The following is a 22,780-nucleotide window of genomic DNA, read 5'->3' as shown; positions in this document are numbered from 1 at the left end:
ACTATAAATACAATTCTATAAAATGAACACACACAAAATCGATTACAAAAACATCTACTATCCTCCAGGAGGTATTTTGATGTGGATTATTATTTTTCTGGAACTTCTTACTTTCGGGATGGCACTTGTTGCTTTTGTATATTATGGAAAAGAGCAACCTGAATTGTTTCATCAGTCACGGATGCAACTCAACAGCACTTTTGGAGCAATAAACACTATTTTTTTATTGACCAGTGGTTTTTTTATGGCCAATGCAGTTTTGGAATTTAAGAGCAATAACCGTTTTAAATCTTCTCAATATTTTAAATTGACTATGATTGGCGGAACACTATTTTTACTATTAAAAGGAGTTGAATACTATCATAAAATAGATTCGGGGATTACATTGGATACCAATATGTTTTTTACTTTTTATTGGATGTTAACTATATTTCATTTGATTCATGTTATTATGGGTTTGGTGATTTTAATTTGGACCAACCATGGAATGATGAAAAAAAATTCAGATACCGGTATTGATGATGTTGAAGCTTGTGCTTCTTTCTGGCACATGTGTGATTTGATTTGGTTATTGCTGTTTCCCGTATTATACTTAATTTTTTAGAAAATGAAAAAGACACTTTTTATTACTTATGGTTTATTAATTGTATTGACGGCTTCAACGGCTTTTATTTCTAATACAATGTCCGTTTCCGGACTTGCAATTGTTTTAATTATGGGATTATCCGTATTGAAATTTCTCTTAGTTTCTTTCGAATTCATGGAACTTAAAAAAGCAAATTCTTTTTGGAAAGTGAGTGTGATTGCGGTTTTAGCACTGATTGTTTTAGGTATAATTTTGTAGAAACAAGTCTTAAATAAAAGTTAAAAACATGACGAATGTCATAATAAAGGACATAAGTATCTTTTATTTTTACACTATAAATCACGATTAATTTAACACTTAAATTATTATGGAAATTACATTAAATTTCAACAAACAGAGCAGGGTAGTGGCCATTGCTTTTTTTGTAGCCCTTGGTCTGTTCTCTTGTTCTAAAAATGAGGAAAAAGACGCAAAATATTATGAGAGTATTAAGGTAGAAGGTCAAAAAACAGCACAGCTTACTGCACCTCCTTTTGTTCCAAAACCAGTGGGCGATCGTGCAGCCACAAAATTAGTGGTGAACATGGAAATAAAAGAGCAAGAGGGCGAAATGGTAGATGGTGTTAAATATACCTATTGGACCTTCGGAGGATCAGTTCCTGGAAGTTTTATAAGAACAAGAGTTGGTGATGAGGTAGAATTTCATTTGAAAAATCACCCGGATAATAAAATGCCGCACAATATAGATTTACATGCGGTAACAGGACCTGGTGGAGGAGCAACTTCTTCATTAGTGGCACCGGGACATGAAAAAGTATTCAATTTCAAAACATTGAATCCAGGCTTGTATGTATATCATTGTGCTACAGCTCCTGTTGGGATGCACATTGCAAACGGTATGTATGGTTTGATTTTAGTGGAACCTGAAGGTGGTTTGCCTCCAGTTGATAAAGAATACTACATCATGCAAGGGGATTTTTATACAAAAGGGAATTATGGAGAACAAGGGTCTCAGCCATTTGATATGAATAAAGCCATCAAAGAGCAACCTGATTACGTAGTGTTTAATGGTAAAGTAGGAGCGTTAACAGGAGATAAATCGTTAACAGCCAAAAAAGGAGAAACAGTACGTATTTATATGGGTAACGGTGGACCAAACTTAGTGTCTTCTTTCCACGCAATTGGTGAAATATTCGATAAAGTTCATATTGAAGGTGGTGATCTGATTAACACAAATGTCCAAACAACTTTGATACCGGCTGGTGGCGCTGCAATAGTAGAATTTAAAGTAGAAGTTCCCGGTACATTTATTCTGGTGGATCACTCCATTTTTAGAGCTTTCAACAAAGGAGCCTTAGGAATGCTAAAAGTAGAAGGTGAGGATAATAAAAACGTCTATTCCGGAACTACCCAAGAAGGAATTTATTTACCGGAAGGTGGTACTATTCAAAATATGCCTAAGGTGAAAGGTGCAACTAAAAGGGTTGCAGTGAAAACGGTAGCTGAACACGTAAAAGCAGGAAAAGAACTATACGGCAGAACCTGTCTAGCTTGTCACCAATCAGAAGGGCAAGGAATTCCTAACGCATTCCCTCCATTAGCCAAATCAGATTTCTTAAACGCTAATCCTGAAAGAGCAATAAATGCGGTTTTACACGGATTAAGTGGAGAAGTTAAAGTAAATGGTAAAAAATTCAATAACATCATGACCAGTCAAAATTTGACTGACGATGAAGTTGCAAGTGTGTTGACTTATGTCTATGATAGTTGGGGAAATAATAAAACGGTTGTAACTCCAGCAATGGTAAAAACGTTGAGAGGAAAAGTGGTTCCAAAAGTAAAAGATATTCATGAATAAAAATGGGAATTAATTCAAATTAAAATAAGTATTTAACATTAATTATAATAAAATGAAAAAGTATATTTTATGTATCGGAATGATGGGATTGGCTTTACAAGGATACAGTCAAAGCGCAGAAAAAGGAAAAGCAATTTATGCAAAAACATGTATCGCTTGTCACCAAGCTGCCGGGCAAGGAATTCCGGGTGCTTTCCCTCCTTTAGCCAAATCAGATTACTTAAATAAAGATGTGAATCGCGCTATAAAAGGAGTCGTAAAAGGATTAACTGGACCGATTACCGTAAATGGTAAGAAATACAGTGGCGCTATGCCCGCACAAGCATTAAGTGATCAACAGATAGCGGATGCAATGACGTATGCTTACGCTAGTTGGGGAAATAATAAAACCAAGGTTACACCGGCAATGGTAAAAGCCCAAAGAAAATAATTCGTACAACCTAAAAGAAAATAGCCATGTATAATATGAAAAGATTTTTGCCCATATTTTTGTTTCTTATTACATCATCGTTATGGTCTCAAGTTGTTAAAATGGCTTCTATTGAAAGGGGGACTTTTGTTCCCCTTTATGGAGCTACAAGTAAAAAACCAGTACAAGTTGAAGCTTTCAGCCTTGATATTTATCCGGTGTCCAATGCCCAGTTTTTGGAATTTTTAAAGAAATATCCAGAAAACAGTCGCTCTAGAATGAAAGGTATTTTTGCTGATAAAAGTTACTTATCGCAATGGGAAAGTGATTTTAATTATGGTGCTGCCAATTTAAGTACTGCTCCGGTAACGAATATTTCTTGGTTTACAGCCAAAAAATATTGTGAGTGCCAAGGAAAACGATTACCCACTATGGATGAATGGGAATATGTCGCTATGGCAGATGAAAAACGAATTGATGCACGTACTAAAGAAAGTTTTAATAATTACATCTTGTCTTGGTATGAAAAACCAAAAACCTATGCGAATCCGGTAGGCCGCACCTTCAAAAATTATTGGGGTGTTTATGATATGCATGGATTAGTTTGGGAATGGACAGCCGATTTCAATAGTGTTTTTCTTTCCGGGGAATCCAGAAAAGATAAGGATACAGACCGGAATCTATTTTGCGGAAGCGGTTCTGTCAATGCAACAGATTTAATGAATTATGCCGCTTTTATGCGTTATGCTTTCAGAGGAAGTCTTAAGGCACGATTTACTACTAAAAACCTTGGTTTTCGATGTGCGAAAGATAAAAAGTAGCGCTCAAAATCAACTCAAATGACAACAGAAATGAAATCAAATACTCACAATTCCAGCTTATCAGAACAAGCGAATTTTTCAAATATAAAAACTAAAAAAAACAACTGTAAAATACTCTTTTTAGGATTCCTTTTAATTCTTTTATCACTTCAATCTTGTGTTAATAAATCAAAAGCAGAAACAATAGACAAACCTATTTCGGATTTATCCATTTATAATCTTCCTTCAAAATGGACGAATGAAGAAGGTGAAAATCTTGAAATGAAAGATTTGAAAGGAAAAGTGCTTGTTATGGTAATGATTTATACTTCTTGTAAGTCTGCTTGTCCAAGATTAGTGGCAGATATGCGTAATATAGAACAAAGATTGCCCAATAAAATTAAGGATAATGTGACATTGGTTTTAGTGAGCATCGATCCCGCTGTAGATACGCCCAAACGTTTGAAAGCATTTGCCATTGAAAATAAAATGGACGGTCCACAATGGGTTTTCTTACGCTCATCAGAAGAAAATACAAGAGAATTTGCCGCAGTTTTGGCTGTAAATTATAAAAAAATAGCGCCAGTGGAATTCTCCCATTCCAACATCATAAGTGTATTTAATACTGACGGGGAATTAGCCTATCAACAGGAAGGTTTAGGTGTCAATTCAGACCAAACTATTCAAAAGATTACTGAGGAAGCTCAAAAAATAAATTAAACATGAAACTACTTAAAATAATTGGTTTGTCATTTTTAGGAATGGTAAGCATTGGGACTTATGCCCAAGAGTTGGATGCCAATCTGCAACTCAGACCGCGTTACGAATACCGAAACGGTTTTAAAAGCCTTATGCCAAATGGCGAAATGGCAACCTCATTTGTATCGCAACGTTCCCGATTAAATTTTAATTACAAGCAAGAAAAATTAAAAGCCAAATTGACTTTTCAGAACATTCGTACTTGGGGTGATGTGGTAACAACAACACAAGTTGATAAAAACGGAATTGCTTTATTTGAAGCTTGGGCACAATATGATTTTGATGCCAAATGGAGTGCGCGATTAGGTCGCCAAGTGATTTCGTATGACAATCAGCGTATTTTTGGAGAAATTGATTGGGCGCAACAAGGACAAAGTCATGATGCTGCAGTAATTACGTTTCATCCTAAGAATCATCAATTGGATTTAGGTTTTGCTTTGAATGCCAATGCAGAAAATGTATTGGAGCCGAAAATCGCCTACACGACGAACTACAAAAACTTGCAATATGCATGGTATCATACTCAGTTTAGCAAATTAAATTTGAGTTTACTACTGTTAAATACCGGATATGAATTTGAAAAAACCATTGGCAATTTAGAAATAGATTACAAACAAACCTTCGGTACGTATCTTTCTTTCAAGGAAAAAAAATGGGATACTAATTTTGGAGCTTACGGACAAACTGGAAAAAGCGCCGACAAAAAGGTGAACGCCTGGTATGCAGGAGCGTTCCTTGGTTATGCGGTCACCAATACATTCAAAGCGGGATTAGGATATGAATATCTTTCGGGTAAAAACCAAAATGATAGTAGTTCTGATATAAAATCGTTTAGTCCAATTTTTGGAACCAACCATGGTTTTAATGGTTTCATGGATTATTTTTATGTAGGAAATCATCAAAATAGTGTGGGATTGCAAGATGCTTATTTAAAGTTAAATTATACGTCTAATAAATGGCAATTTACGTTGATGCCACATGTTTTTAATGCGCCAAATACTGTTTTGGATGCTTCCAATAATGAAATGGACAGTTATTTAGGGACAGAACTTGATTTTACTGCCAGTTACACTATTCAGAAGGATATTGTGGCTTCAGCGGGATACTCTCAAATGTTTGCTTCTGGAACTTTAGAAAGATTAAAAAATGTTGCTGATGCCGCCAATACCAATAATTGGGCTTGGGTAATGGTTTCATTTAGTCCTAGATTGTTTAGTTTAAAATAAAGAGAGTTCGTTTATTAGTTTTTAGAAAGGTTGTGTTGGTTAGCACAGCCTTTCTTTGTTTCATACAAATAAGATAAAGTCTAAAATAATATGGGTAATACAAGATGGAAAATCATTTTTGAATCGTATTTTTGAATTTAAATAAAACACAAAATATGGTTTCAGTTCAGGACGCTTTTTCGATACTAAAAAATAATTTACGAGAATCTAAAGAAGTAGAATATACGTTACTTCAGGCCCGAAATCACGTTTTGTCGCAGGCACTTCATTCTCCCATTAATATGCCACCATTCAGGCAATCGGCGATGGACGGTTTTGCACTTTGTTTGCATGATACTTTGGAATATGATATTATCGGGGAGATAAAGGCGGGAGATACACACCAAATGACTTTGCTTCCGGGTCAGGCGATAAAGATATTCACGGGAGCTGCCGTTCCGGATTCGGCTCAGACGGTAATCCAAATTGAGAAAACTTTGGTAAAGGAAGGAATATTGCATCTTCAAGAACAACCAAAATCAGGAGTTAATGTAAGACCTATCGGAGAGCAAATTTCGGAAGGTGATTTGGCATTAGAAAAAGGAACCGTTCTCAATGCTGCCGCGATTGGTTTTTTGGCAGGTCTTGGTTTCACTTCGGTAAAGGTTTATAAAAAACCAACTATTGGGATTGTTATCACAGGAAATGAATTGGTAAAACCCGGCAACACCTTAGAATACGGAAAAGTATATGAAAGCAATGCCATCATGCTTCAATCTGCTTTAAGCGACGCCAATTTTGATTTGATTACATTATATGAAGTTAACGATGATTTTGAAAATACCAAAAACAAACTACACGATGCTTTATCTGCTAATGATGTAGTGTTGGTTTCTGGTGGTATATCCGTTGGCGATTATGATTTTGTGGCCCGTGCTTTAAAGGAGCTTGTGGTCGAAACGCTTTTTTATAAAGTAAACCAAAAACCGGGTAAACCGCTTTTTGCCGGTAAATTGCAGGATAAAATAATTTTTGCCTTGCCTGGAAATCCCGCCGCTTGTTTGACCTGCTTTTATGTGTATGTATTGCCAACGATATCGATAATTTCCGGAAAAGCAACCCACTACAATACGTCAAAAAGGATTTCTTTGGCTCATGATTATTCTGTACGTAATACCCGCAGTCAATTTCTTAAGGCAAGTATTGTTAATGATGAAGCAAGTGTTTTATCGCATCAAAATTCTTCTATGCTCAATACTTTTTCGGTAGCAAAAGGTCTTTTGTATCTTTCCGAGGGTGAATACGAATTAGAAAAAGGAACAAAAGTTGACATTTATCATATTTAAGCTACGGTTCTTTTCGTTATATTTGTAAAAGTATAACGCAACGAAATTTCGTTTTGAAAATAAAGAGCAAAATTTGGATTGAAACCAACGATAGGATTCTTATCAGTGAAGGTCGGGTTCAATTGTTAAAACTGATTGAAGAAACGGGCTCTTTAAATAAGGCCGCCAAAGTCATGAATTTATCCTATCAAAAAGCGTGGAAGCTAGTGGATACCTCCAATAAAGCGGCCAAGAGTCCATTGATAGAAACGCAGGTAGGCGGAAACAAAGGCGGCGGTACAGTACTTACTCCTTATGGGAAATCACTTATAGACTCTTTTGAAGCCATCAATGTGGCCTGCTGGGAATTTCTGGACGAACAACTCAAAAAACATTCCTTATGACGGTGGCTGATTTATTAGACATGCCTTTGTTATTACTGCTATTGCCAATAGTAGCTTTCTTATACGCCAGTGTTGGCCATGGGGGAGCGAGCGGTTATTTGGCCTTGATGAGCGCATTCGCTTTCCCGATAACGTTTATGAAGCCAACTGCTTTAGTGCTTAATATTTTGGTTTCGGGAATTTCCTTTTATTTTTATTACCGGGAGAAAAAATTCAGATGGAATCTGTTTTATCCTTTTGCCATTACATCTATTCCGTTCTCATTTTTAGGAGGATATCTTACCGTTCCTACGTTTTATTATAAAGTAATTCTAGCGACAGTGTTGTTTTTTGCAGTACTGAGATTAGTAGGATTTTTGGGTAAAGAAAAAAAGGAGATGACGCCATTGAATCTATATGCCGCCTTAATTGTAGGAGCAGTAATAGGTTTTTTGTCGGGTTTGATAGGAATTGGAGGCGGAATAATTTTGAGTCCTGTAATCATCCTTTTAGGCTGGGGAACCATGAAACAAACAGCTGCCGTTTCGGCTTTATTTATATTAGTGAATTCCATTTCGGGAATTTCGGGTTTCCTGTTAAAGGGAGGCGTTTTGCCTGAATCATCGTTTCCGTTAATCGGAATTGTTTTTGTAGGTGGGTTTTTTGGCGCTTATTACGGAAGCAAGAAATTTAATTCTGTTATTTTAAAAAATGTACTCGCGCTTGTCCTTGGAATAGCAATTTATAAATTATACGCAACGGCTTAAATAGGGAAGAAAAAAGAATAGAGTGAAAAGATTGTGTTAAAAGATAAGATACTAAATTATAGATTTCCATTTCGTCTCGCCTAACGAACGAGCGGGTAAGGGGAGGAAAAAGAGATACCAATGAAAGACAAAATTACAGCATTCATTCTGGCTGGAGGGAAAAGTCAACGTATGGGAACCGATAAAGGCTTGTTGCTTTTGAACGGAAAACCATTTGTAAGTCATATTTTTGAAGCTGTAAAACCTATTGTGGGTGAGAATATTGTGATTGTTTCCTCGAATGCTGATTATGATTTTTTAGGATATACCCGCATAGAAGACATCGTTCCGGATAAAGGACCAGTGGGCGGAATTCATACCGCTTTGCAACAAACTGAAACAAAGCTGAATTTTATACTAAGCGTGGATGCGCCCTTAGTTTCAACGGATCTATTGCTTTGGATATTTGAAAATCGGGATGATTCTTATGGAATGACCCAAGTGCAATTGGAGGACAAAGCCTATCCGCTTATTGCAATTTATGACCAATCCTTAGGAACTATTTTTGAAGAAAAATTAAAAAAAAATCAGCTAAGGTTGCGTCAGGTAATTAATGAAGTAACACATCAAACACTACTGATTCCTGAAAAATGGAGTGATCAGGTACAAAATATAAATACTCCGAAAGAGTATCAAAAAATACAATTATGATTCTAAACGTTAAATATTTTGGAGTATTGGCTGATATAACCAAGAAGAAAGAAGAGCAGTTGGTGTTGGATGAATCTAATCTGACGGTGAATTCTTTGAAATCAAAAATAGAATCCGTTTATCAGGAATTGCAAAAAAACAGTTATTCCATAGCTGTAAATCAGACGATGGCGGGGATGGATGTAACTGTAAAAGATCAGGATGTAATTGCTTTTTTGCCTCCTTTTGCAGGGGGGTGAAAAAAAAAGAAGTTTTTTTGAACCATATAAGGGCATATAAGTTAGGTAAGAAAACTAAAGAGTATATAAAACTTTAAAACACAAACAGCTTAAATGCTCTTATACGCCTTATATGGTTCAAATAATTTGATTAATGTGTTTCGCAAGAATTGAAGTAATATAAATGAAAAATACAACACGCTATTCCAGACAAATAGTTCTTCCGGAAATTGGAGTTTTAGGACAGCAAAAATTACATGGCGCTCACGTTTTGGTAATTGGAGCAGGTGGTTTGGGCTGCCCTGTGTTGCAAAACCTGGCTGCTGCTGGTGTTGGAAGCCTCGGAATTGTGGATGGTGATGTGGTGGAGGAAACCAATTTGCACCGTCAGTTACTGTACACCCTAAAAGATTGCGGAAAGGGTAAAGCGGCAACAGCTGCCGAAGCTGTTTTGTTATTAAACCCACATGTGAATGTTACTGTGTTTCCAGAGTTTTTAAATAAACAAAATGCCTTCGATATCGTGGGAGATTACCAAATCATTGTTGATTGTACCGATTCGATTGGGGTTCGCTATCTGATCAATGATGTGGCTTTGGCCAAAAATATTCCGGTGGTTTATGCTTCGATTTATAAATTTGAAGGGCAGGTATCTGTGTTCAATTATAAAAACGGTCCGAGTTACCGGTGTCTTTTCCCCGAAACTGAAAGTTTAATAACCGTTCCCAATTGTGTTGCCTCAGGAGTTTTAGGAGTTTTACCTAATACGTTGGGGGCATTTCAGGCTACCGAAGTGCTCAAAATTATCCTTGAAATTGGATCCGTGCTGTCGGGGAAATTATTGATCTATGATGGTCTGCACTATCAAACCCAATTTGTCGATTTTGCCAAGAATCCGGCAGCAATAGAAAAAGGACGGATTAATGGATTAAAAATTTTAAACCAAGAAAATACTGAATTACAGGCTTTAGATCGAGAAGCTTTTTTAGAAAAATGCAGCCAGGACAATTGTTTGGTTATTGACATTAGGGAAGCCTACGAAGAACCGGAATGGAGTGGATCGAACGTTGTCAACGTACCTCTTGCCGCACTGGAAAACTATTGCGGCCAACTTGATAAGGATGAATCCATCGTGTTGTTTTGCCAAAGCGGACAACGCAGTCAATTGGCTTTAGCCTATTTGAAAAAAGAGGGATTTACAAGGCTTTCGCATCTTGAAAAGGGGATTCAATCCTTATAAAAAGCATTAGTCAATAGCAAGAAATAAAAAATGAATAATTACAATATAAAATTAAAATGATATATTAATGTCAACACCAAAACCTAAAAAAACATCCTTTATTCAAGGTCCTATATCGGCGGAATTCATAGGGAATTCGATTGCCAAGCACCAAAGTAAAACGACTATTGGCGCACATAATATTTTTTTAGGACAAGTTCGCGCCGATATGATTGACGGAAAAACGGTTGCAGCTATTGAATATACGGCTTATGAAGAAATGGCGGAGCAAACTTTCCATGAAATTCGCGAAGCGGCTTTCGCCAAATATGAGCTTTCGTGTTTGCACATTTACCACAGTCTGGGAACGGTAAAAACAGGTGAAATCTGTCTGTTTGTTTTTGTATCGGCACCAAGACGACAGGTAGTCTATGAAGCCTTGGAATTTTTGGTCGAAGAAATAAAAGAAAAAACAGCCGTTTTTGGCAAAGAGCTATTTGAAGACGCATCTTATACTTGGAAAAAAAACACATAAAAATGGTAGATATCACCCATAAAATAATAACCCAGCGCACGGCAACCGCCCAAGCCATTGTGAAATTAGGTTCGGCGGAAACCATGCAAGCCATTTTGGATAAAACCGTCCCAAAAGGCGATGTGTTGGAAGTATCCAGAACGGCGGGTTTGTTTGCGGTAAAAAACACCTCCAATGCTATTCCGGATTGCCATCCGATGCCGATAGAGTTTACTGGAATCCAATTTGAATGTTTGGAAGATGAGGTTCGAATAGAAGTGACCGTGAAAGCAATTTACAGAACAGGCGTTGAGGTCGAAGCCATGCACGGTGCGTCCATCGTGGCATTGACGATGTACGATATGCTCAAACCTATTGACAAGAAGGTGGAAATTTCGGCCATAAAATTACTCCACAAGAAAGGCGGGAAATCCGATTATGGTAACAAAGAAGTTCAGGATTTATCGGTAGCCGTAATGGTGTGTTCAGACAGTGTTTCCAGCGGAAAGAAAGAAGATAAAGCGGGAAAAGTAATTTCGGATAAAATCAAAAAATTAGGATTAGAAGTTTCTAATTATGTTATTATTCCGGATGAGGTTTTGGACATTCAGAACACTATCAATACATTATGTGCTCAAAAAACGGATTTAATCATTATAACTGGCGGTACCGGATTGTCAAATAGAGACGTAACGCCCGAAGCCGTGATTCCGTTGCTCGATCGTCGCATTCCGGGTATCGAAGAAGCGATTCGTTCCTACGGTCAGGATCGTACGCCTTATGCGATGTTATCCAGAAGCGTGGTGGGTTTTAAAGGAAATACATTGATTATGGCCTTGCCAGGTTCTACCGCGGGTGCGGGCGAATCCATGGATGCCGTTTTTCCTTCGGTATTGCATTTATTTAAACTGCTAAATGGATTCAACCATGGAAAATAACATTCAAATGCAGGATTCTCACGGACGCGGACACGGTTATTTGCGCATTTCGATTACAGAGAATTGTAATTTGAGATGTACCTACTGCATGCCTGCCGAGGGGATTGCGCTTACGCCAAAAGCGCATCTGATGACTGCAGATGAAATTATTACCATTGCACAAACTTTTGTCAATTTGGGAGTAAATAAAATTAGACTTACCGGTGGAGAGCCTTTAGTTCGGAAAGACGCCGCAGCCATTATTCAAAGATTAGGAAAACTGGGAGTGGAGCTCACCTTAACGACTAACGGAATCCTGGTGCATGATTTTATAGATACCTTTAAAGAAGCAGGAGTGACCACACTGAATGTCAGTATTGATAGCCTACAGGAAGAGAAGTTCAACCAAATTACGCGCAGAAATTATTTCGATAAATTTTGGAAAAATCTGGAGTTGCTTGATGCCAATGGCTTTCAGCTGAAACTGAATGTGGTGGTGATAAAAGGGTTCAATGACAATGAAATAGTTGACTTTATAGAATTGACCAAAGAGCGCAACATCCAGATACGTTTTATAGAATTCATGCCTTTTGACGGCAACCAATGGAACAAAGACAAACTGGTGTCTTATGCCGAAATCCTCACCCAAGTCAATTACAACTATTCTGCTGAAAAAGTAGAACGAATGACAGACAAGCCAAACGACACTGCTAAGAACCATAAAATAGCATCCTACAAAGGAAGTTTCTCGGTAATTAGTTCCGTGACGAATCCTTTTTGCAGTACGTGTAACCGCATTCGCCTCACGGCTGATGGCAAGCTGAAAAATTGTCTTTTCTCAAATACGGAAACTTCCCTGCTCGACACTTTAAGAGCTGGTGGAGACATAGAACCGCTGATTTACCAAAATATAAAATCAAAATTTGCGATGAGAGGCGGGATGGATGATGACACCAAATTTCAAAATCCAAAATTGTTCTCGCAAAACAGGAGCATGATAAAGATTGGGGGATAATTTTGTATAAATGCAAAGCCCACAAAGAATGAATTTAGATCACAAATTATGGGCTTACAAACTAATTTTTTTGTCAAAATTTAAAAGTGCAAGGCAAAACCAATATTAAATTGGAAATTATCGTCATAATAATCGGTATTCATAGATTTGTTATAACGCAATCCGGGTTCAATACTCACATTTTTCCCCAAGAACAAAGCATAGCCTGCTTGAAAGCCAAGATAAGTTGGATTTGCATCAGCATAACCAAATCCAACACCGTTATAGGATAACTCAATTGGAATCATTTTCTTAAAGTAATACTTAGCTCCAATTTTGTAAGCAATAGGAGTGTCGTTTCCCTCTATGCCATCGTCGCCATATCCTAATCCAAGTTTGATAGCCAAATTGTCCTTAATAAAGTAGCCACCTTCTGCTCCAATGTTATAAGCAGTTGTTCCATCTGATGAAGTTAAGGATAGTGAAGTATTACCTACATTTTCTCCAAAACCTGTATTCACTTCGATCAGCCATTTCCCTTTTGAAACTTGTCCTTCTTTCGCTTGTCCATTGGCAAAGCCAAATGCAAATATTGCCATTACAGCTAAAGTAATTTTTTTCATATTTTGTTATTTTTTATTGAAGCAAATGTAAAATTAAAACATACTATTGTAAGCAAATTATGACTTATTTAACTTAGTTGTGACTCGTGAAATTCAAATCTAAAAATGGTATTGTAGATGATATTAAATTTCAAAATCCAAAATTGTTCTCGCAAAACAGGAGCATGATCAAGATTGGGGGATAATTTTTTTTCCGCAAAGAGCACAAGAGTTTTTGATAAGCTCATAAAGTAATTTTTTGTTTTTATAATGATTTCTCATGTTGAATTCTGTTTCTTAATCCGTTACCATTTTTCAAGATTAGCTTCCACTTACTGCTCTATTGTTCATAATTACCAAAATCTTTTTTCCAACAAACTGCACTCTTTCTTCTGAAAGACTTTTTTATGATTGCAATCAATTGCAATCATAAGTGCGTAATTGTTTTGTTATTAATTATTTGTGTGTAAATTTGGGTTAAACTTTAGACTATAAAAATCGCTAAATGCTCCTTTTTATGGGCTGACTGACAAATATCATATTTTTGGTTGCGTCAACAGATTAATTTTACATCATTATCAAATGGTTATTTTATGAGTAGTTTATCGCAATCCCACAAAATTTTATTTCTGAACACATTAGCCTTTTCCATCTGTTTTGCCTGCTGGACTTTAAATGGTGTTTTGGTTACATTTTTGGTTGACAAAGGCATATTCAATTGGAGCGTGGTAGAAGTGGGCTGGTTACTGGGAATTCCAATCTTATCTGGAGCTATCTTTCGTTTGCCAATTGGTATTTTGACTGATAAATACGGAGGTAAAATTATATTCTCTGTCTTGTTATTTCTTTGCTCCATTCCGTTGTTTTTACTTCCTTTTGCAGATACATTTTGGAGTTTTGCTGTATTGAGCTTTCTATTTGGATTAGTAGGAACCAGTTTTGCCGTTGGTATCGGATACACTTCGGTTTGGTATCCCCAAAATTGGCAAGGAAGAGCTTTAGGTATTTTCGGAATGGGAAATGCAGGTGCTGCCATCACTACTTTTATGGCACCAACTTTATTAAATAGATTTTCTGAAAGTGATCCTATAAATGGATGGAAATGGTTGCCTATAACTTATGCTTCTGTATTAGTGAGTATTGGGATACTCTTTATCATATTCGCAAAAAATAAAAAACCAGCAGGTGATTCTAAAAATATTAAAACACTCTTAACTCCATTAAAATCAGCTAGGGTTTGGCGTTTTGGAGCCTATTACTTTTTAGTATTTGGTTGTTTTGTAGCGTATTCTCAATGGTTATTGCCTAATTTTATGAATGTTTACCAAACGTCTCTTGTAATGGGAGGAATGTTTGCCACCATGTTTAGTTTACCATCAGGAATCATCAGGGCTTTTGGGGGATATTTATCTGACAAGTTTGGAGCTAGAAAAGTGATGTACTGGGTTTTGGGTTCGTCTATTGCAATCAGTTTTTTATTGATGTTCCCTAAAATGGAAATTATTACAGCAGGTCCGGGCGTTTTGGCATCCGAAAGCGGAGTTATTACGGCAGTGTCTCCATCTCAAATTAGTATAAATGAAAAAGCGCAAAAAGTAAATTCAAAAACTATATCATTTGAGAACGAAGACGCAATTTTACCCGTAAAAACTTCTTGGCAAGAAATTGTGGTCAAACAAAACCAAGAAGTAAAAAAGAAAGAGCTTTTAGCCAAAGGAATTACTCAGATTAAATTTAGTGCTAATATGTGGGTTTATGTCATACTGGTTATTCTTATAGGAATATCGTGGGGAATTGGTAAAGCGGCAGTGTTCAAACACATTCCTGAATATTTTCCTAATGAAGTAGGAGTAGTGGGAGGAATGGTTGGTTTAATAGGAGGTTTGGGCGGTTTTATTGGGCCAATAATTTTTGGATACCTTCTTAATTTCACAGGTTTGTGGACAAGTTCATGGATTTTTATTTTTATCATTTCTATCGTTTGTTTATTGTGGATGCATAGAACGATTATCAATATCATGAGAACTAAAATGCCTAACTTCACAAGAGGAATCGAGCACAATCATTAGAAATTGCGATATAAATTACAATATCTAGAGCACTTACAACGTCATTCATAAATTACAATATCAATTTAAATAAAAGAGAACATGAAAACTTGGCTAGACAAATGGGAACCGGAAGACGAAAAATTCTGGAATGAAGCGGGGAGTAAAATCGCTTGGAAAACGCTGACAATAACAACTTTGTCACTGATTTTGTCATTTGCCTCTTGGTTTATGATGAGTGTGATAGCAGTTAAATTGCCAGGGCTAGGTTTCTCTTTTTCAAAAGATCAACTATTTTGGTTGGTTGCAATACCTGGTTTAGCAGCAGGAATTTTAAGAATTATTCACACCTTTATATTACCTATATTCGGGACTAGGCATGTAGTTACTTTCGCTACTTTTATTAAATTGATTCCCGTAATTGGAATCGGATTTGCGGTAATGGATGTCAATACACCATTCTGGATTTTTGCTGTATTAGCTTTTACTTGTGGTTTTGGTGGAGGAGATTTTTCTTCCTATATGCCAAGTACAAGTTTGTTTTTTCCTAAAAGATTAAAAGGAACTGCTCTAGGAATACAGGCGGGTATTGGGAATTTTGGAGTTTCGTTGGCACAGTTTATTACTCCACTTATTCTTAGTGTTAGTATTTACGGTGCGGCATCGGTATTTACAAGTATAGATGCAAAAGAAACGTTAGCTGTTTTTAAAAGTTCAAGTATTGAAAAACAAAAAGAAGTTTTCGCGGCTTTAGACACCGAAGTGCAAACTAAAATTTTATCTAATGTTAAGAAACCCATATTAGATTCAGTTACAGCCGCAATTAATTCTAAGGATAATGCGGTTATTTTTGCCTCCTTGCCTTTAAAAGTAAAATCGAAAGCGATTGCTAATGCCAATCCAAAACTGGCCGAGAAAATATTAAACAAAATTAGCCCAGAAAATGCTGCGGTAAAAAATAAGGAAGTGTACATTCAATCGGCTGCTTTTTGGTACATACCTTTCCTTTTGATATTGTCAGTTATCAGTTGGTTTTACCTAAAAAGTATTCCGATGAAAGCGTCTATAAAAGAACAATTGGATATTTTTAGCAATAAACATACTTGGTATTGTACGATTACTTATGTAATGACTTTTGGAACCTTTGCAGGTTTGTCTGCTGCTTTTCCGCTGATGATTAAATTTTTATATGGTGATTTTCCAGATGCTCCGGATCCTTTGGTATATGCTTTTTACGGACCACTTATAGGTTCTGCCAGCAGAATTATTTTTGGTTTTGTTGCTGATAAAGTGGGAGGGGCAATCTTGACAACAATTACAGGTTTGGGGATTTTAGCAGGTGCTATTTTATTAGTTACCCAAGGATTGGTTGCACCAACGAGTATGGAGCAATTCCCGATGTTTGTTGGGGTAATATTGGCCATGTTTTTATTTACTGGAATTGGAAATGCGGGTACTTTTAGACAATATCCTATCATTTTTGCCGAAAATCAACGTCAGGCGGCAGGAGTAATTGGTTGGACGGCAGCAATCGCGGCATTTGGACCATTTATTTTTTCAAAATTAATTGGAAATAACATTACTGCTAACGGCGGAGCTAATCAATTCTTTATTGGGTTAATTCTTTTCACTACATTAGCAACAACTATCAATTGGTGGTTTTATAACCGCAAAGGTTGTGAAAAACCAAGTTAGTGTATGAATTCATATTCGTTTTAAAAAAAAAAGAGAATTATTTTATAAACCTACAAGGTTTTAGGGTCTTGTAGGTTTCTTAACAAAACGACTTAGATACCACTTATTAAATTTTAACGAAATGAAAAATAGAACTTTTAATACCAAAGCTTCACTAATAGCTACTGTGCTGTCAATATTTTCTGTTATATTAGTATTCTTAGGCTCTAGAAATTTACAGAATTTTGATGCTGCATTAATTACCTATTTGTTCGGGACAATTTTTGCTTTTTTTGGCATAGTTTACAGATATTCTGTTTGGTTGCAAAGACCTCCTACATGGATTTATTTTAAGAGAGGGATAACGTATTTAGTTACTGGCAAAGTATTTTCTCATTTTTGGTTTGCATCTAAAGAAACTATAGAAAACATTGCCTTTCAAAAATTCATTTATCCAAGAGGAAAATACCGATGGGTAGCCCATTTTATGATTGCGATAGGTTGTACTTCTGCATTTTTAATTACCATTCCTTTGACTTTCGGATGGATACATTTTACGATGGCTCCGAATAGCATATCGCTATATGAAGCTCATTTTTTTGGATTTAAAGTGATGGAGTTTAAACTGGATTCTATTATGGCATTTCTAACTTTTCATGCGTTAAACTGGTCTTCTTATTTGGTTATTCTGGGTTCTTTGTATTATCTGAGAAGACGATTGACGAATCCGGGATTAATTGCCACACAGACATTTGAAGGGGATTTGTTACCGCTTATTTTATTGATTGCAATTTCAGCAACAGGATTAGCGTTAACCTACTCGTATCAGTTCATGAAAGGGTTTGCTTATGATTTCTTAGCGGTAATTCATGCCGTGACAGTAATTATGTTTTTGATTTGGATTCCTTTCGGTAAATTTTTTCATATCATTCAGCGTCCTGCTCAGATTGGTGCACATATTTATAAAAAGGAGGGAATGAAACAGGGAATGGCAGTTTGTAAACATACAGGAGAAGAGTATGCTACAAATATGCACATTAATGATCTTAAGGAAGTGACAAAAGAACTCGGTTTTGACTTCAGCATGGAAGACGGGGGATCTCATTTGGATTTGAGTCCAGAAGGAAAGCGTTCCCGTTTAGCACAAGCCCATTTGAAAGCAAGAGTAGCAGGCGGAAATTTATTTGGATAATTTTAATGGTCAGTATTCATGATCAGTATATAGTTAGCAGATAAAACATAAAAAACTAAGAATAGAAAATATAAAAACATGGCAAAATTACCTGTTTCAGCAGAAAAAATAATTGAAGATTTTGGTCCGCATCTTAATTATAGTCCAAAAGAGGGCTTTGATGGTAGAGACGAGCCGGATGATGTGGTCAAAACCCATTGTTGCTTTTGTGGAATGCAATGCGGAATTCAATTGTTAGTTAAAAGTAATAAAGTGGTTGGTTTTGAACCGTGGATGGAATTTCCTTTTAATGAAGGGCGTCTTTGTCCAAAAGGAGTACAACGTTATTTGCAAAACAACCATCCTGACCGTTTATTGGGACCTATAAAAAGGGTGGAAGGAAAAGGTTTTGAGTCTACTTCTTGGGATGAAGCCATGGATAAAACTGTTTCGGAAATTAAACGCATTCAGGAAAAATACGGTAAAGATGCTTTTTCGATACTTTCGGGGGTTTCATTGACTAACGAAAAAAGTTACCTCATGGGAAAATTTGCCCGTGTAGCCGTAAAAACAAAAAACTTGGATTACAACGGTCGTTTGTGTATGGTAAGCGCTGGTGCTGGTAACAAAAAGGCATTTGGATTAGATCGAGCTTCTAATAATTATTCGGATTTAGAATATGCTGAAGTAATTATTGTGGCTGGGGCCAATATTAGTGAAACTTTCCCAACATTGACACATTGGATTTGGAAAGCAAGAGACCGTGGTGCCAAAATAATTGTAATAGATCCAAGAATGATTCCACTTGCCAGAACAGCAGATGTTCATTTGGATGTAAAACCCGGAACCGATTCTGCACTTTACGGAGCTATGTTGAAATATCTAGTGGATCACGACATGTTAGATCATGATTTTATAGATAATTATACTTCAGGATTTGATGTCACTTTAGACTCAGTTAAGGATTATACTTTAGAATGGGCAGAAGAAATCACTGGCATTAAAAAAGAAAAAATAAAGGAAGCCGCTGAGTTATGGGGTAAAGCCAAAACGAGTTTCTTGCTTCATGCTCGTGGAATTGAACATCATTCTAAAGGTGTAGATAATGTTTTGGGTTGTATTAATTTAGTTTTGGCAACAGGACGAATTGGTAAGCCATATTGTGGATATGGGACGATTACCGGTCAGGGAAATGGTCAGGGAGGAAGAGAGCACGGTCATAAATGCGACCAGTTACCCGGAAACCGAGATATTGAAAACCCGGAACATCGTAAATATATTGCGGACGTTTGGGGAATTGATGAAAAGGACATGCCTGGAAAAGGACTTTCGGCTTATGAAATTATTGAGGCCATTCACCGAGGCGAAATTAAAGGACTATTGTCTATTTGTTTCAATCCTTTGGTGTCATTACCAAACAGTAACTATGTTAGGGAAGCACTGGAAAAACTGGAATTTTATGTGTGTATCGATTTTTTTCTAAATGAAACAGCACGCCATGCCGATATTATTCTGGCGGGTTCTTTGCAAGAAGAAGAAGAAGGAACAACTACATCAGCAGAAGGTAGAGTAATTCGAATTCGTCAGGCGGTAACCCCTCCGGGAGATGCTAGAACTGATACTTCCATTATCTTAGAATTGGCGAAGCGTTTAGGTGAAGAAGATAAATTTACTTACGATTCCAGCGAGGCAATTTTTAATGAACTACGTGTTGCTTCAAAGGGAGGAACAGCGGATTATAACGGAATTACCTATAAAAGAATTGAAGATAACATGGGGATTTTTTGGCCATGTCCAACAGAAGACCATCCGGGGACTCCTCGTTTATGGGAAGATAAAAAGTTCAAAACTCCTGATGGAAAAGCCCATTTTAATCCAGCTCCCTACAAACTTCCAGGTGAAGTAATCGATGCGGATTATCCTGTGATTTTAACTACGGGACGTGTCGTTTCCCAATATTTAAGCGGAACCCAAACTCGTAGAATTGGTAAATTGGTAGATCAGTTTCCGGAACCATTATTGGAGATTCATCCTACTTTGGCCAAGCAATATGGTATTCAACAAAGAGAATTAATAAAGGTTTCTACTCGAAGAGGGGAAGGAATTTTTCCTGCCAATATCGTAGAAACTATTAGAGAAGATACTGTTTTTATTCCCTACCATTGGTCTGGAAAAAAATCAGCAAACCTACTAACACCCGGTACATTAGACCCGATATCAAAAATACCGGAATTCAAGGTATGCGCCTGTCATTTGGAACCTATGAAAGAAATAGCTCCTCCATCTAAAGAATCTAAGGCGTATGCCAGTGTTTAATCTATAAAAAGCTAAAATATGAACTATACCAGTTTTAATACAAACGAAGAGTTTTTTGTAGATATGCAACGTTGCATTGGCTGTAAAGCTTGTGAGATGGCTTGCGCCGAATGCGAGACCAACGGTCAGGACTCGATGATTCATGTCAATTATGTGGATCGTGCTTCAACTGTTCAAACTACAGTTCAGGTATGTATGCACTGTGAAGATCCAGTTTGTGCCAGTGTTTGTCCTGCTGATGCAATATCAAAAGACGAATTCGGAATTGTACATACCGCCAATACTGAAAGATGCATCGGTTGTTCAAATTGTGTGATTGCTTGTCCTTTTGGTGTACCAAAGAAAATTGAAGAATATGATTTGATGATGAAGTGTACGATGTGTTATGACAGAACGAGCGTTGGGAAAAAACCAATGTGTGCTACGGTTTGTCCAAGTGGTGCGTTGTTCTACGGTACAAAAGCAGAAATCGAAGAAATGCGTCCTAATAGTACTCCCGTGAATACCTTTGTTTTCGGAAAAGAAATTGTAAACACCAAAGTGAATATCATGATGCCAAAAGGCAGTACTGAGTTGATAATATATTAGTCGTGAAAAGTGAATAGTTATTAGAAGAACTTGAAACATGAAACTTTAAACTTTAAAAAATGTCAAAAGAAGATAATTTAGATAAAAACTGGAAAAAAGACTTTCCAATTTTAAAACAAGAAGCCACACAAGTAAGTCGTCGTGATTTTGCGAAGTTCTTAACGCTAGTTTCTGGAGGATTAATGGTTGGTAGCGGTTTGGTTGCTGCTAAAGCTTATTTATTACCTAAAGAAGAAGTCGCTGGAGAGCATTTTGTTTGCAAGCTAAACGAAGTTCCGGTAGGAGGAACACGAGGTTTTGTTATTGAAGGAAGTACCGTTCCTTACATTTTGATTCATCTTGAAAATGGTGAATATAAGGCTTACGAACAAAAATGTACACATCTTTCTTGTTCCGTTTTTTACAAACCGGGAACTGGTATTATTCATTGCCCCTGTCATGAAGGCTCTTTTGATGCTATGACTGGCGATGTAATTGCAGGTCCGCCGCCAAGAGCTTTACCTAAACTAGATGTTTTTTTCAAAGACAATGATATTTACGTAAAAGCATCCGAAGAAAAAGTGTTTAGTTAAAAACCAAGAATAATCAAATTCAATTGTTATGAGTAATTTTAGAACAAGCCAAAACAAAGCTAATCCAAACAAACTAAACAATATCCTATCAACGCTGATATTCATTTTAATTTTAAATGTGACTATTCAGATTTGGTTGTTGTATGCCTCTTTGAATAATGCTTTAGATAATAATAGAGAAATTCTCATCCCCGCATTTATTGCCTCCTTGATTTTATTTTTGATAGGTTTCAGTTGGCTTTATTATTTGCCAAAAGGGAATTATAAAAAGTAGTATTGCTATTGTAGACAATATAAATTGTAAAAAAAGGCTGTCCGAAAAGTAATTTTCAGATAGTTTTTTTTGTTTCAAACGCTGATGTAGAAGGTAACTTGTCTAATCCTAAAATATCGATTCATGACCGATCAAAAGCGATTACTTTTTTAGGTGATCCCATTTATATTTTATATAAATCAATTCTTTTTGAAATAAGATTGTAAAATATCATTGAAAGAGATTTTAAACAGCTGTTTTTAATTATCAGATGTCTCTTTTCTTTTTTTCGTCCTTCTTCTGTTTTTCAATTGATCGGTAAATAATCTGTTGAATATTCTGCCTATATAAGCATATCTGATACTTTCTCCAAATATGGAATATTAAGTATATCTTTTTGGTGCTGCACGCTATTAATTAATGATTTTTTAGAAGGAAGTTTTTCATGAATCTGATTTCTTTTTCCTTCACCAGCAACTTTTAATTTGCATCGTTATTGAATCGCGTTTGCACTGTCTTCTTTGTCAGGTAATCTTCTAACTTCATTACATTTAAATTTTTCCTCTAATAAAAGCTCCTACTAAAATAATTATTATCAATTTTGATACCATTCTGCAAATTCCGGTTATATTGATCACCCCATTCCGTTTTAAAGTGAGCACCTGATTCCATTTCAAAATGACCACCTAATTCCGGAGCAAAATGACCACCTCCGTTTTGATTAAAAACTATATTTTTTCATCTGTTAATTAGTATTCAAATATAATAAAATATCACTCTTTGTTTATTCCTCTTTTCTTTCTCATGGATTCGCCATGTAATTCAAGCCTGTGAGATTGGTGTATAAGTCTGTCTAATATTGCATCGGCTATCGTTTTTTCTCCAATTATGTCATACCAGCCTTGGACTGGG

At 36.4% G+C, this 22,780-nt stretch carries 24 protein-coding genes and 1 pseudogene; 23 read left to right on the top strand and 2 right to left on the bottom strand.

Annotated elements, in window-relative coordinates; genetic code table 11:
* Positions 1-22: 22 nt before the first annotated feature.
* The 16 genes and pseudogenes from E0F91_RS11450 to moaA all read left to right on the top strand — a co-directional run bounded on the left by E0F91_RS11450 (position 23) and on the right by moaA (position 12,665).
* A complete protein-coding gene (locus E0F91_RS11450) occupies positions 23-604 on the top strand; it encodes a cytochrome c oxidase subunit 3 (protein WP_086453136.1) in 582 nt (193 codons plus the stop codon).
* Between the two features lie 3 nt (positions 605-607).
* The gene (locus E0F91_RS11445) at positions 608-844 is read left to right on the top strand and encodes a cytochrome C oxidase subunit IV family protein (protein ID WP_086453137.1); all 237 of its coding nucleotides are present in this window, start codon (positions 608-610) and stop codon (positions 842-844) included.
* Positions 845-953: 109 nt separating this feature from the next.
* A complete protein-coding gene (gene nirK / locus E0F91_RS11440) occupies positions 954-2,444 on the top strand; it encodes a copper-containing nitrite reductase (protein ID WP_132066659.1) in 1,491 nt (496 codons plus the stop codon).
* A 124-nt stretch (positions 2,445-2,568) separates the two neighbouring features.
* A pseudogene (locus E0F91_RS11435) lies at positions 2,569-2,874 on the top strand (c-type cytochrome); the annotation flags it as partial.
* 101 nt (positions 2,875-2,975) lie between these two features.
* Entirely contained in the window at positions 2,976-3,674 is a 699-nt protein-coding gene (locus E0F91_RS11430) for a formylglycine-generating enzyme family protein (RefSeq protein WP_243698887.1), read from the top strand.
* 18 nt (positions 3,675-3,692) lie between these two features.
* Positions 3,693-4,373, top strand: coding sequence for an SCO family protein (locus E0F91_RS11425; protein ID WP_243698886.1), 681 nt, complete (start codon positions 3,693-3,695; stop codon positions 4,371-4,373).
* Positions 4,374-4,375: 2 nt separating this feature from the next.
* The gene (locus E0F91_RS11420) at positions 4,376-5,638 is read left to right on the top strand and encodes an alginate export family protein (protein ID WP_086453141.1); all 1,263 of its coding nucleotides are present in this window, start codon (positions 4,376-4,378) and stop codon (positions 5,636-5,638) included.
* Between the two features lie 155 nt (positions 5,639-5,793).
* Positions 5,794-6,963, top strand: coding sequence for a molybdopterin molybdotransferase MoeA (locus tag E0F91_RS11415; protein ID WP_086453142.1), 1,170 nt, complete (start codon positions 5,794-5,796; stop codon positions 6,961-6,963).
* A 53-nt stretch (positions 6,964-7,016) separates the two neighbouring features.
* On the top strand, positions 7,017-7,346 hold the full coding sequence (locus tag E0F91_RS11410; protein WP_243698885.1) for a winged helix-turn-helix domain-containing protein: 330 nt from the start codon (positions 7,017-7,019) through the stop codon (positions 7,344-7,346).
* Positions 7,343-8,092: a sulfite exporter TauE/SafE family protein gene (locus E0F91_RS11405; protein ID WP_086453144.1), complete on the top strand. Its 750-nt coding sequence runs from the start codon at positions 7,343-7,345 to the stop codon at positions 8,090-8,092. Before E0F91_RS11410 ends, E0F91_RS11405 begins: the two co-directional genes overlap by 4 nt.
* Positions 8,093-8,212: 120 nt before the next feature.
* Positions 8,213-8,782 carry a molybdenum cofactor guanylyltransferase gene (gene mobA / locus E0F91_RS11400; RefSeq protein WP_086453145.1) on the top strand — a complete coding sequence of 190 codons (570 nt, stop codon included), beginning with the start codon at positions 8,213-8,215 and terminating at the stop codon, positions 8,780-8,782.
* On the top strand, positions 8,779-9,021 hold the full coding sequence (locus E0F91_RS11395) for a MoaD/ThiS family protein (RefSeq protein ID WP_132066658.1): 243 nt from the start codon (positions 8,779-8,781) through the stop codon (positions 9,019-9,021). The genes mobA and E0F91_RS11395 overlap by 4 nt, the downstream gene beginning before the upstream one ends.
* A gap of 163 nt (positions 9,022-9,184) precedes the next feature.
* Positions 9,185-10,240 carry a HesA/MoeB/ThiF family protein gene (locus tag E0F91_RS11390; RefSeq protein WP_132066657.1) on the top strand — a complete coding sequence of 352 codons (1,056 nt, stop codon included), beginning with the start codon at positions 9,185-9,187 and terminating at the stop codon, positions 10,238-10,240.
* A gap of 67 nt (positions 10,241-10,307) precedes the next feature.
* Positions 10,308-10,754 (top strand): molybdenum cofactor biosynthesis protein MoaE, encoded by a 447-nt coding sequence (locus E0F91_RS11385; protein WP_132066656.1) that lies wholly within the window; start codon positions 10,308-10,310, stop codon positions 10,752-10,754.
* A 2-nt stretch (positions 10,755-10,756) separates the two neighbouring features.
* Positions 10,757-11,671 carry a bifunctional molybdenum cofactor biosynthesis protein MoaC/MoaB gene (gene moaCB / locus E0F91_RS11380; RefSeq protein ID WP_132066655.1) on the top strand — a complete coding sequence of 305 codons (915 nt, stop codon included), beginning with the start codon at positions 10,757-10,759 and terminating at the stop codon, positions 11,669-11,671.
* Entirely contained in the window at positions 11,661-12,665 is a 1,005-nt protein-coding gene (moaA, locus tag E0F91_RS11375; protein ID WP_243698884.1) for a GTP 3',8-cyclase MoaA, read from the top strand. Before moaCB ends, moaA begins: the two co-directional genes overlap by 11 nt.
* 80 nt (positions 12,666-12,745) lie before the next feature.
* On the opposite strand, the gene E0F91_RS11370 is transcribed toward moaA, so the two are convergent.
* Positions 12,746-13,267, bottom strand: coding sequence for a porin family protein (locus E0F91_RS11370; RefSeq protein ID WP_132066653.1), 522 nt, complete (start codon positions 13,265-13,267; stop codon positions 12,746-12,748).
* Between the two features lie 572 nt (positions 13,268-13,839).
* Between E0F91_RS11370 and E0F91_RS11365 the strand changes: the two genes are divergently transcribed.
* The 7 genes from E0F91_RS11365 to E0F91_RS11335 all read left to right on the top strand — a co-directional run bounded on the left by E0F91_RS11365 (position 13,840) and on the right by E0F91_RS11335 (position 21,889).
* Complete coding sequence (locus E0F91_RS11365) at positions 13,840-15,315, top strand: MFS transporter (protein ID WP_132066652.1); 1,476 nt, start codon at positions 13,840-13,842, stop codon at positions 15,313-15,315.
* An 81-nt stretch (positions 15,316-15,396) separates the two neighbouring features.
* Positions 15,397-16,989: a magnesium transporter MgtE N-terminal domain-containing protein gene (locus tag E0F91_RS11360; protein ID WP_132066651.1), complete on the top strand. Its 1,593-nt coding sequence runs from the start codon at positions 15,397-15,399 to the stop codon at positions 16,987-16,989.
* Positions 16,990-17,110: 121 nt separating this feature from the next.
* Entirely contained in the window at positions 17,111-18,160 is a 1,050-nt protein-coding gene (locus E0F91_RS11355; protein ID WP_086453153.1) for an MFS transporter, read from the top strand.
* 78 nt (positions 18,161-18,238) lie between these two features.
* Positions 18,239-20,455, top strand: coding sequence for a molybdopterin oxidoreductase family protein (locus tag E0F91_RS11350; protein ID WP_086453154.1), 2,217 nt, complete (start codon positions 18,239-18,241; stop codon positions 20,453-20,455).
* 18 nt (positions 20,456-20,473) lie between these two features.
* Positions 20,474-21,043, top strand: a complete 570-nt coding sequence (locus E0F91_RS11345; RefSeq protein ID WP_132066650.1) for a 4Fe-4S dicluster domain-containing protein — start codon at positions 20,474-20,476, stop codon at positions 21,041-21,043.
* 59 nt (positions 21,044-21,102) lie between these two features.
* Positions 21,103-21,615 carry a QcrA and Rieske domain-containing protein gene (locus E0F91_RS11340; protein WP_132066649.1) on the top strand — a complete coding sequence of 171 codons (513 nt, stop codon included), beginning with the start codon at positions 21,103-21,105 and terminating at the stop codon, positions 21,613-21,615.
* Positions 21,616-21,643: 28 nt separating this feature from the next.
* The gene (locus E0F91_RS11335) at positions 21,644-21,889 is read left to right on the top strand and encodes a DUF6755 family protein (protein WP_086453157.1); all 246 of its coding nucleotides are present in this window, start codon (positions 21,644-21,646) and stop codon (positions 21,887-21,889) included.
* A 752-nt stretch (positions 21,890-22,641) separates the two neighbouring features.
* On the opposite strand, the gene E0F91_RS11330 is transcribed toward E0F91_RS11335, so the two are convergent.
* Positions 22,642-22,780, bottom strand: a 139-nt coding sequence (locus E0F91_RS11330) for an ATP-binding protein (protein WP_165930122.1), incomplete at its 5' end; no start/stop codon positions are given.

The sequence above is a fragment of the Flavobacterium sandaracinum genome (assembly GCF_004349135.1).
GTDB lineage: Bacteria > Bacteroidota > Bacteroidia > Flavobacteriales > Flavobacteriaceae > Flavobacterium > Flavobacterium sandaracinum.
Note: the sequence above shows the minus strand (reverse complement) of the source record. Positions and strands in the feature narration are given on the sequence as shown.

What these genes read in the sequence shown, in the direction of transcription:
- E0F91_RS11450 (WP_086453136.1), top strand. Translation starts at nt 23, where the DNA reads ATGAACACACACAAAATCGATTACAAAAACATCTACTATCCTCCAGGA.
- E0F91_RS11445 (WP_086453137.1), top strand. Translation starts at nt 608, where the DNA reads ATGAAAAAGACACTTTTTATTACTTATGGTTTATTAATTGTATTGACG.
- nirK (WP_132066659.1), top strand. Translation starts at nt 954, where the DNA reads ATGGAAATTACATTAAATTTCAACAAACAGAGCAGGGTAGTGGCCATT.
- E0F91_RS11430 (WP_243698887.1), top strand. Translation starts at nt 2,976, where the DNA reads ATGGCTTCTATTGAAAGGGGGACTTTTGTTCCCCTTTATGGAGCTACA.
- E0F91_RS11425 (WP_243698886.1), top strand. Translation starts at nt 3,693, where the DNA reads ATGACAACAGAAATGAAATCAAATACTCACAATTCCAGCTTATCAGAA.
- E0F91_RS11420 (WP_086453141.1), top strand. Translation starts at nt 4,376, where the DNA reads ATGAAACTACTTAAAATAATTGGTTTGTCATTTTTAGGAATGGTAAGC.
- E0F91_RS11415 (WP_086453142.1), top strand. Translation starts at nt 5,794, where the DNA reads ATGGTTTCAGTTCAGGACGCTTTTTCGATACTAAAAAATAATTTACGA.
- E0F91_RS11405 (WP_086453144.1), top strand. Translation starts at nt 7,343, where the DNA reads ATGACGGTGGCTGATTTATTAGACATGCCTTTGTTATTACTGCTATTG.
- mobA (WP_086453145.1), top strand. Translation starts at nt 8,213, where the DNA reads ATGAAAGACAAAATTACAGCATTCATTCTGGCTGGAGGGAAAAGTCAA.
- E0F91_RS11395 (WP_132066658.1), top strand. Translation starts at nt 8,779, where the DNA reads ATGATTCTAAACGTTAAATATTTTGGAGTATTGGCTGATATAACCAAG.
- E0F91_RS11390 (WP_132066657.1), top strand. Translation starts at nt 9,185, where the DNA reads ATGAAAAATACAACACGCTATTCCAGACAAATAGTTCTTCCGGAAATT.
- E0F91_RS11385 (WP_132066656.1), top strand. Translation starts at nt 10,308, where the DNA reads ATGTCAACACCAAAACCTAAAAAAACATCCTTTATTCAAGGTCCTATA.
- moaCB (WP_132066655.1), top strand. Translation starts at nt 10,757, where the DNA reads ATGGTAGATATCACCCATAAAATAATAACCCAGCGCACGGCAACCGCC.
- moaA (WP_243698884.1), top strand. Translation starts at nt 11,661, where the DNA reads ATGGAAAATAACATTCAAATGCAGGATTCTCACGGACGCGGACACGGT.
- E0F91_RS11370 (WP_132066653.1), bottom strand. Translation starts at nt 13,267, where the DNA reads ATGAAAAAAATTACTTTAGCTGTAATGGCAATATTTGCATTTGGCTTT.
- E0F91_RS11365 (WP_132066652.1), top strand. Translation starts at nt 13,840, where the DNA reads ATGAGTAGTTTATCGCAATCCCACAAAATTTTATTTCTGAACACATTA.
- E0F91_RS11360 (WP_132066651.1), top strand. Translation starts at nt 15,397, where the DNA reads ATGAAAACTTGGCTAGACAAATGGGAACCGGAAGACGAAAAATTCTGG.
- E0F91_RS11355 (WP_086453153.1), top strand. Translation starts at nt 17,111, where the DNA reads ATGAAAAATAGAACTTTTAATACCAAAGCTTCACTAATAGCTACTGTG.
- E0F91_RS11350 (WP_086453154.1), top strand. Translation starts at nt 18,239, where the DNA reads ATGGCAAAATTACCTGTTTCAGCAGAAAAAATAATTGAAGATTTTGGT.
- E0F91_RS11345 (WP_132066650.1), top strand. Translation starts at nt 20,474, where the DNA reads ATGAACTATACCAGTTTTAATACAAACGAAGAGTTTTTTGTAGATATG.
- E0F91_RS11340 (WP_132066649.1), top strand. Translation starts at nt 21,103, where the DNA reads ATGTCAAAAGAAGATAATTTAGATAAAAACTGGAAAAAAGACTTTCCA.
- E0F91_RS11335 (WP_086453157.1), top strand. Translation starts at nt 21,644, where the DNA reads ATGAGTAATTTTAGAACAAGCCAAAACAAAGCTAATCCAAACAAACTA.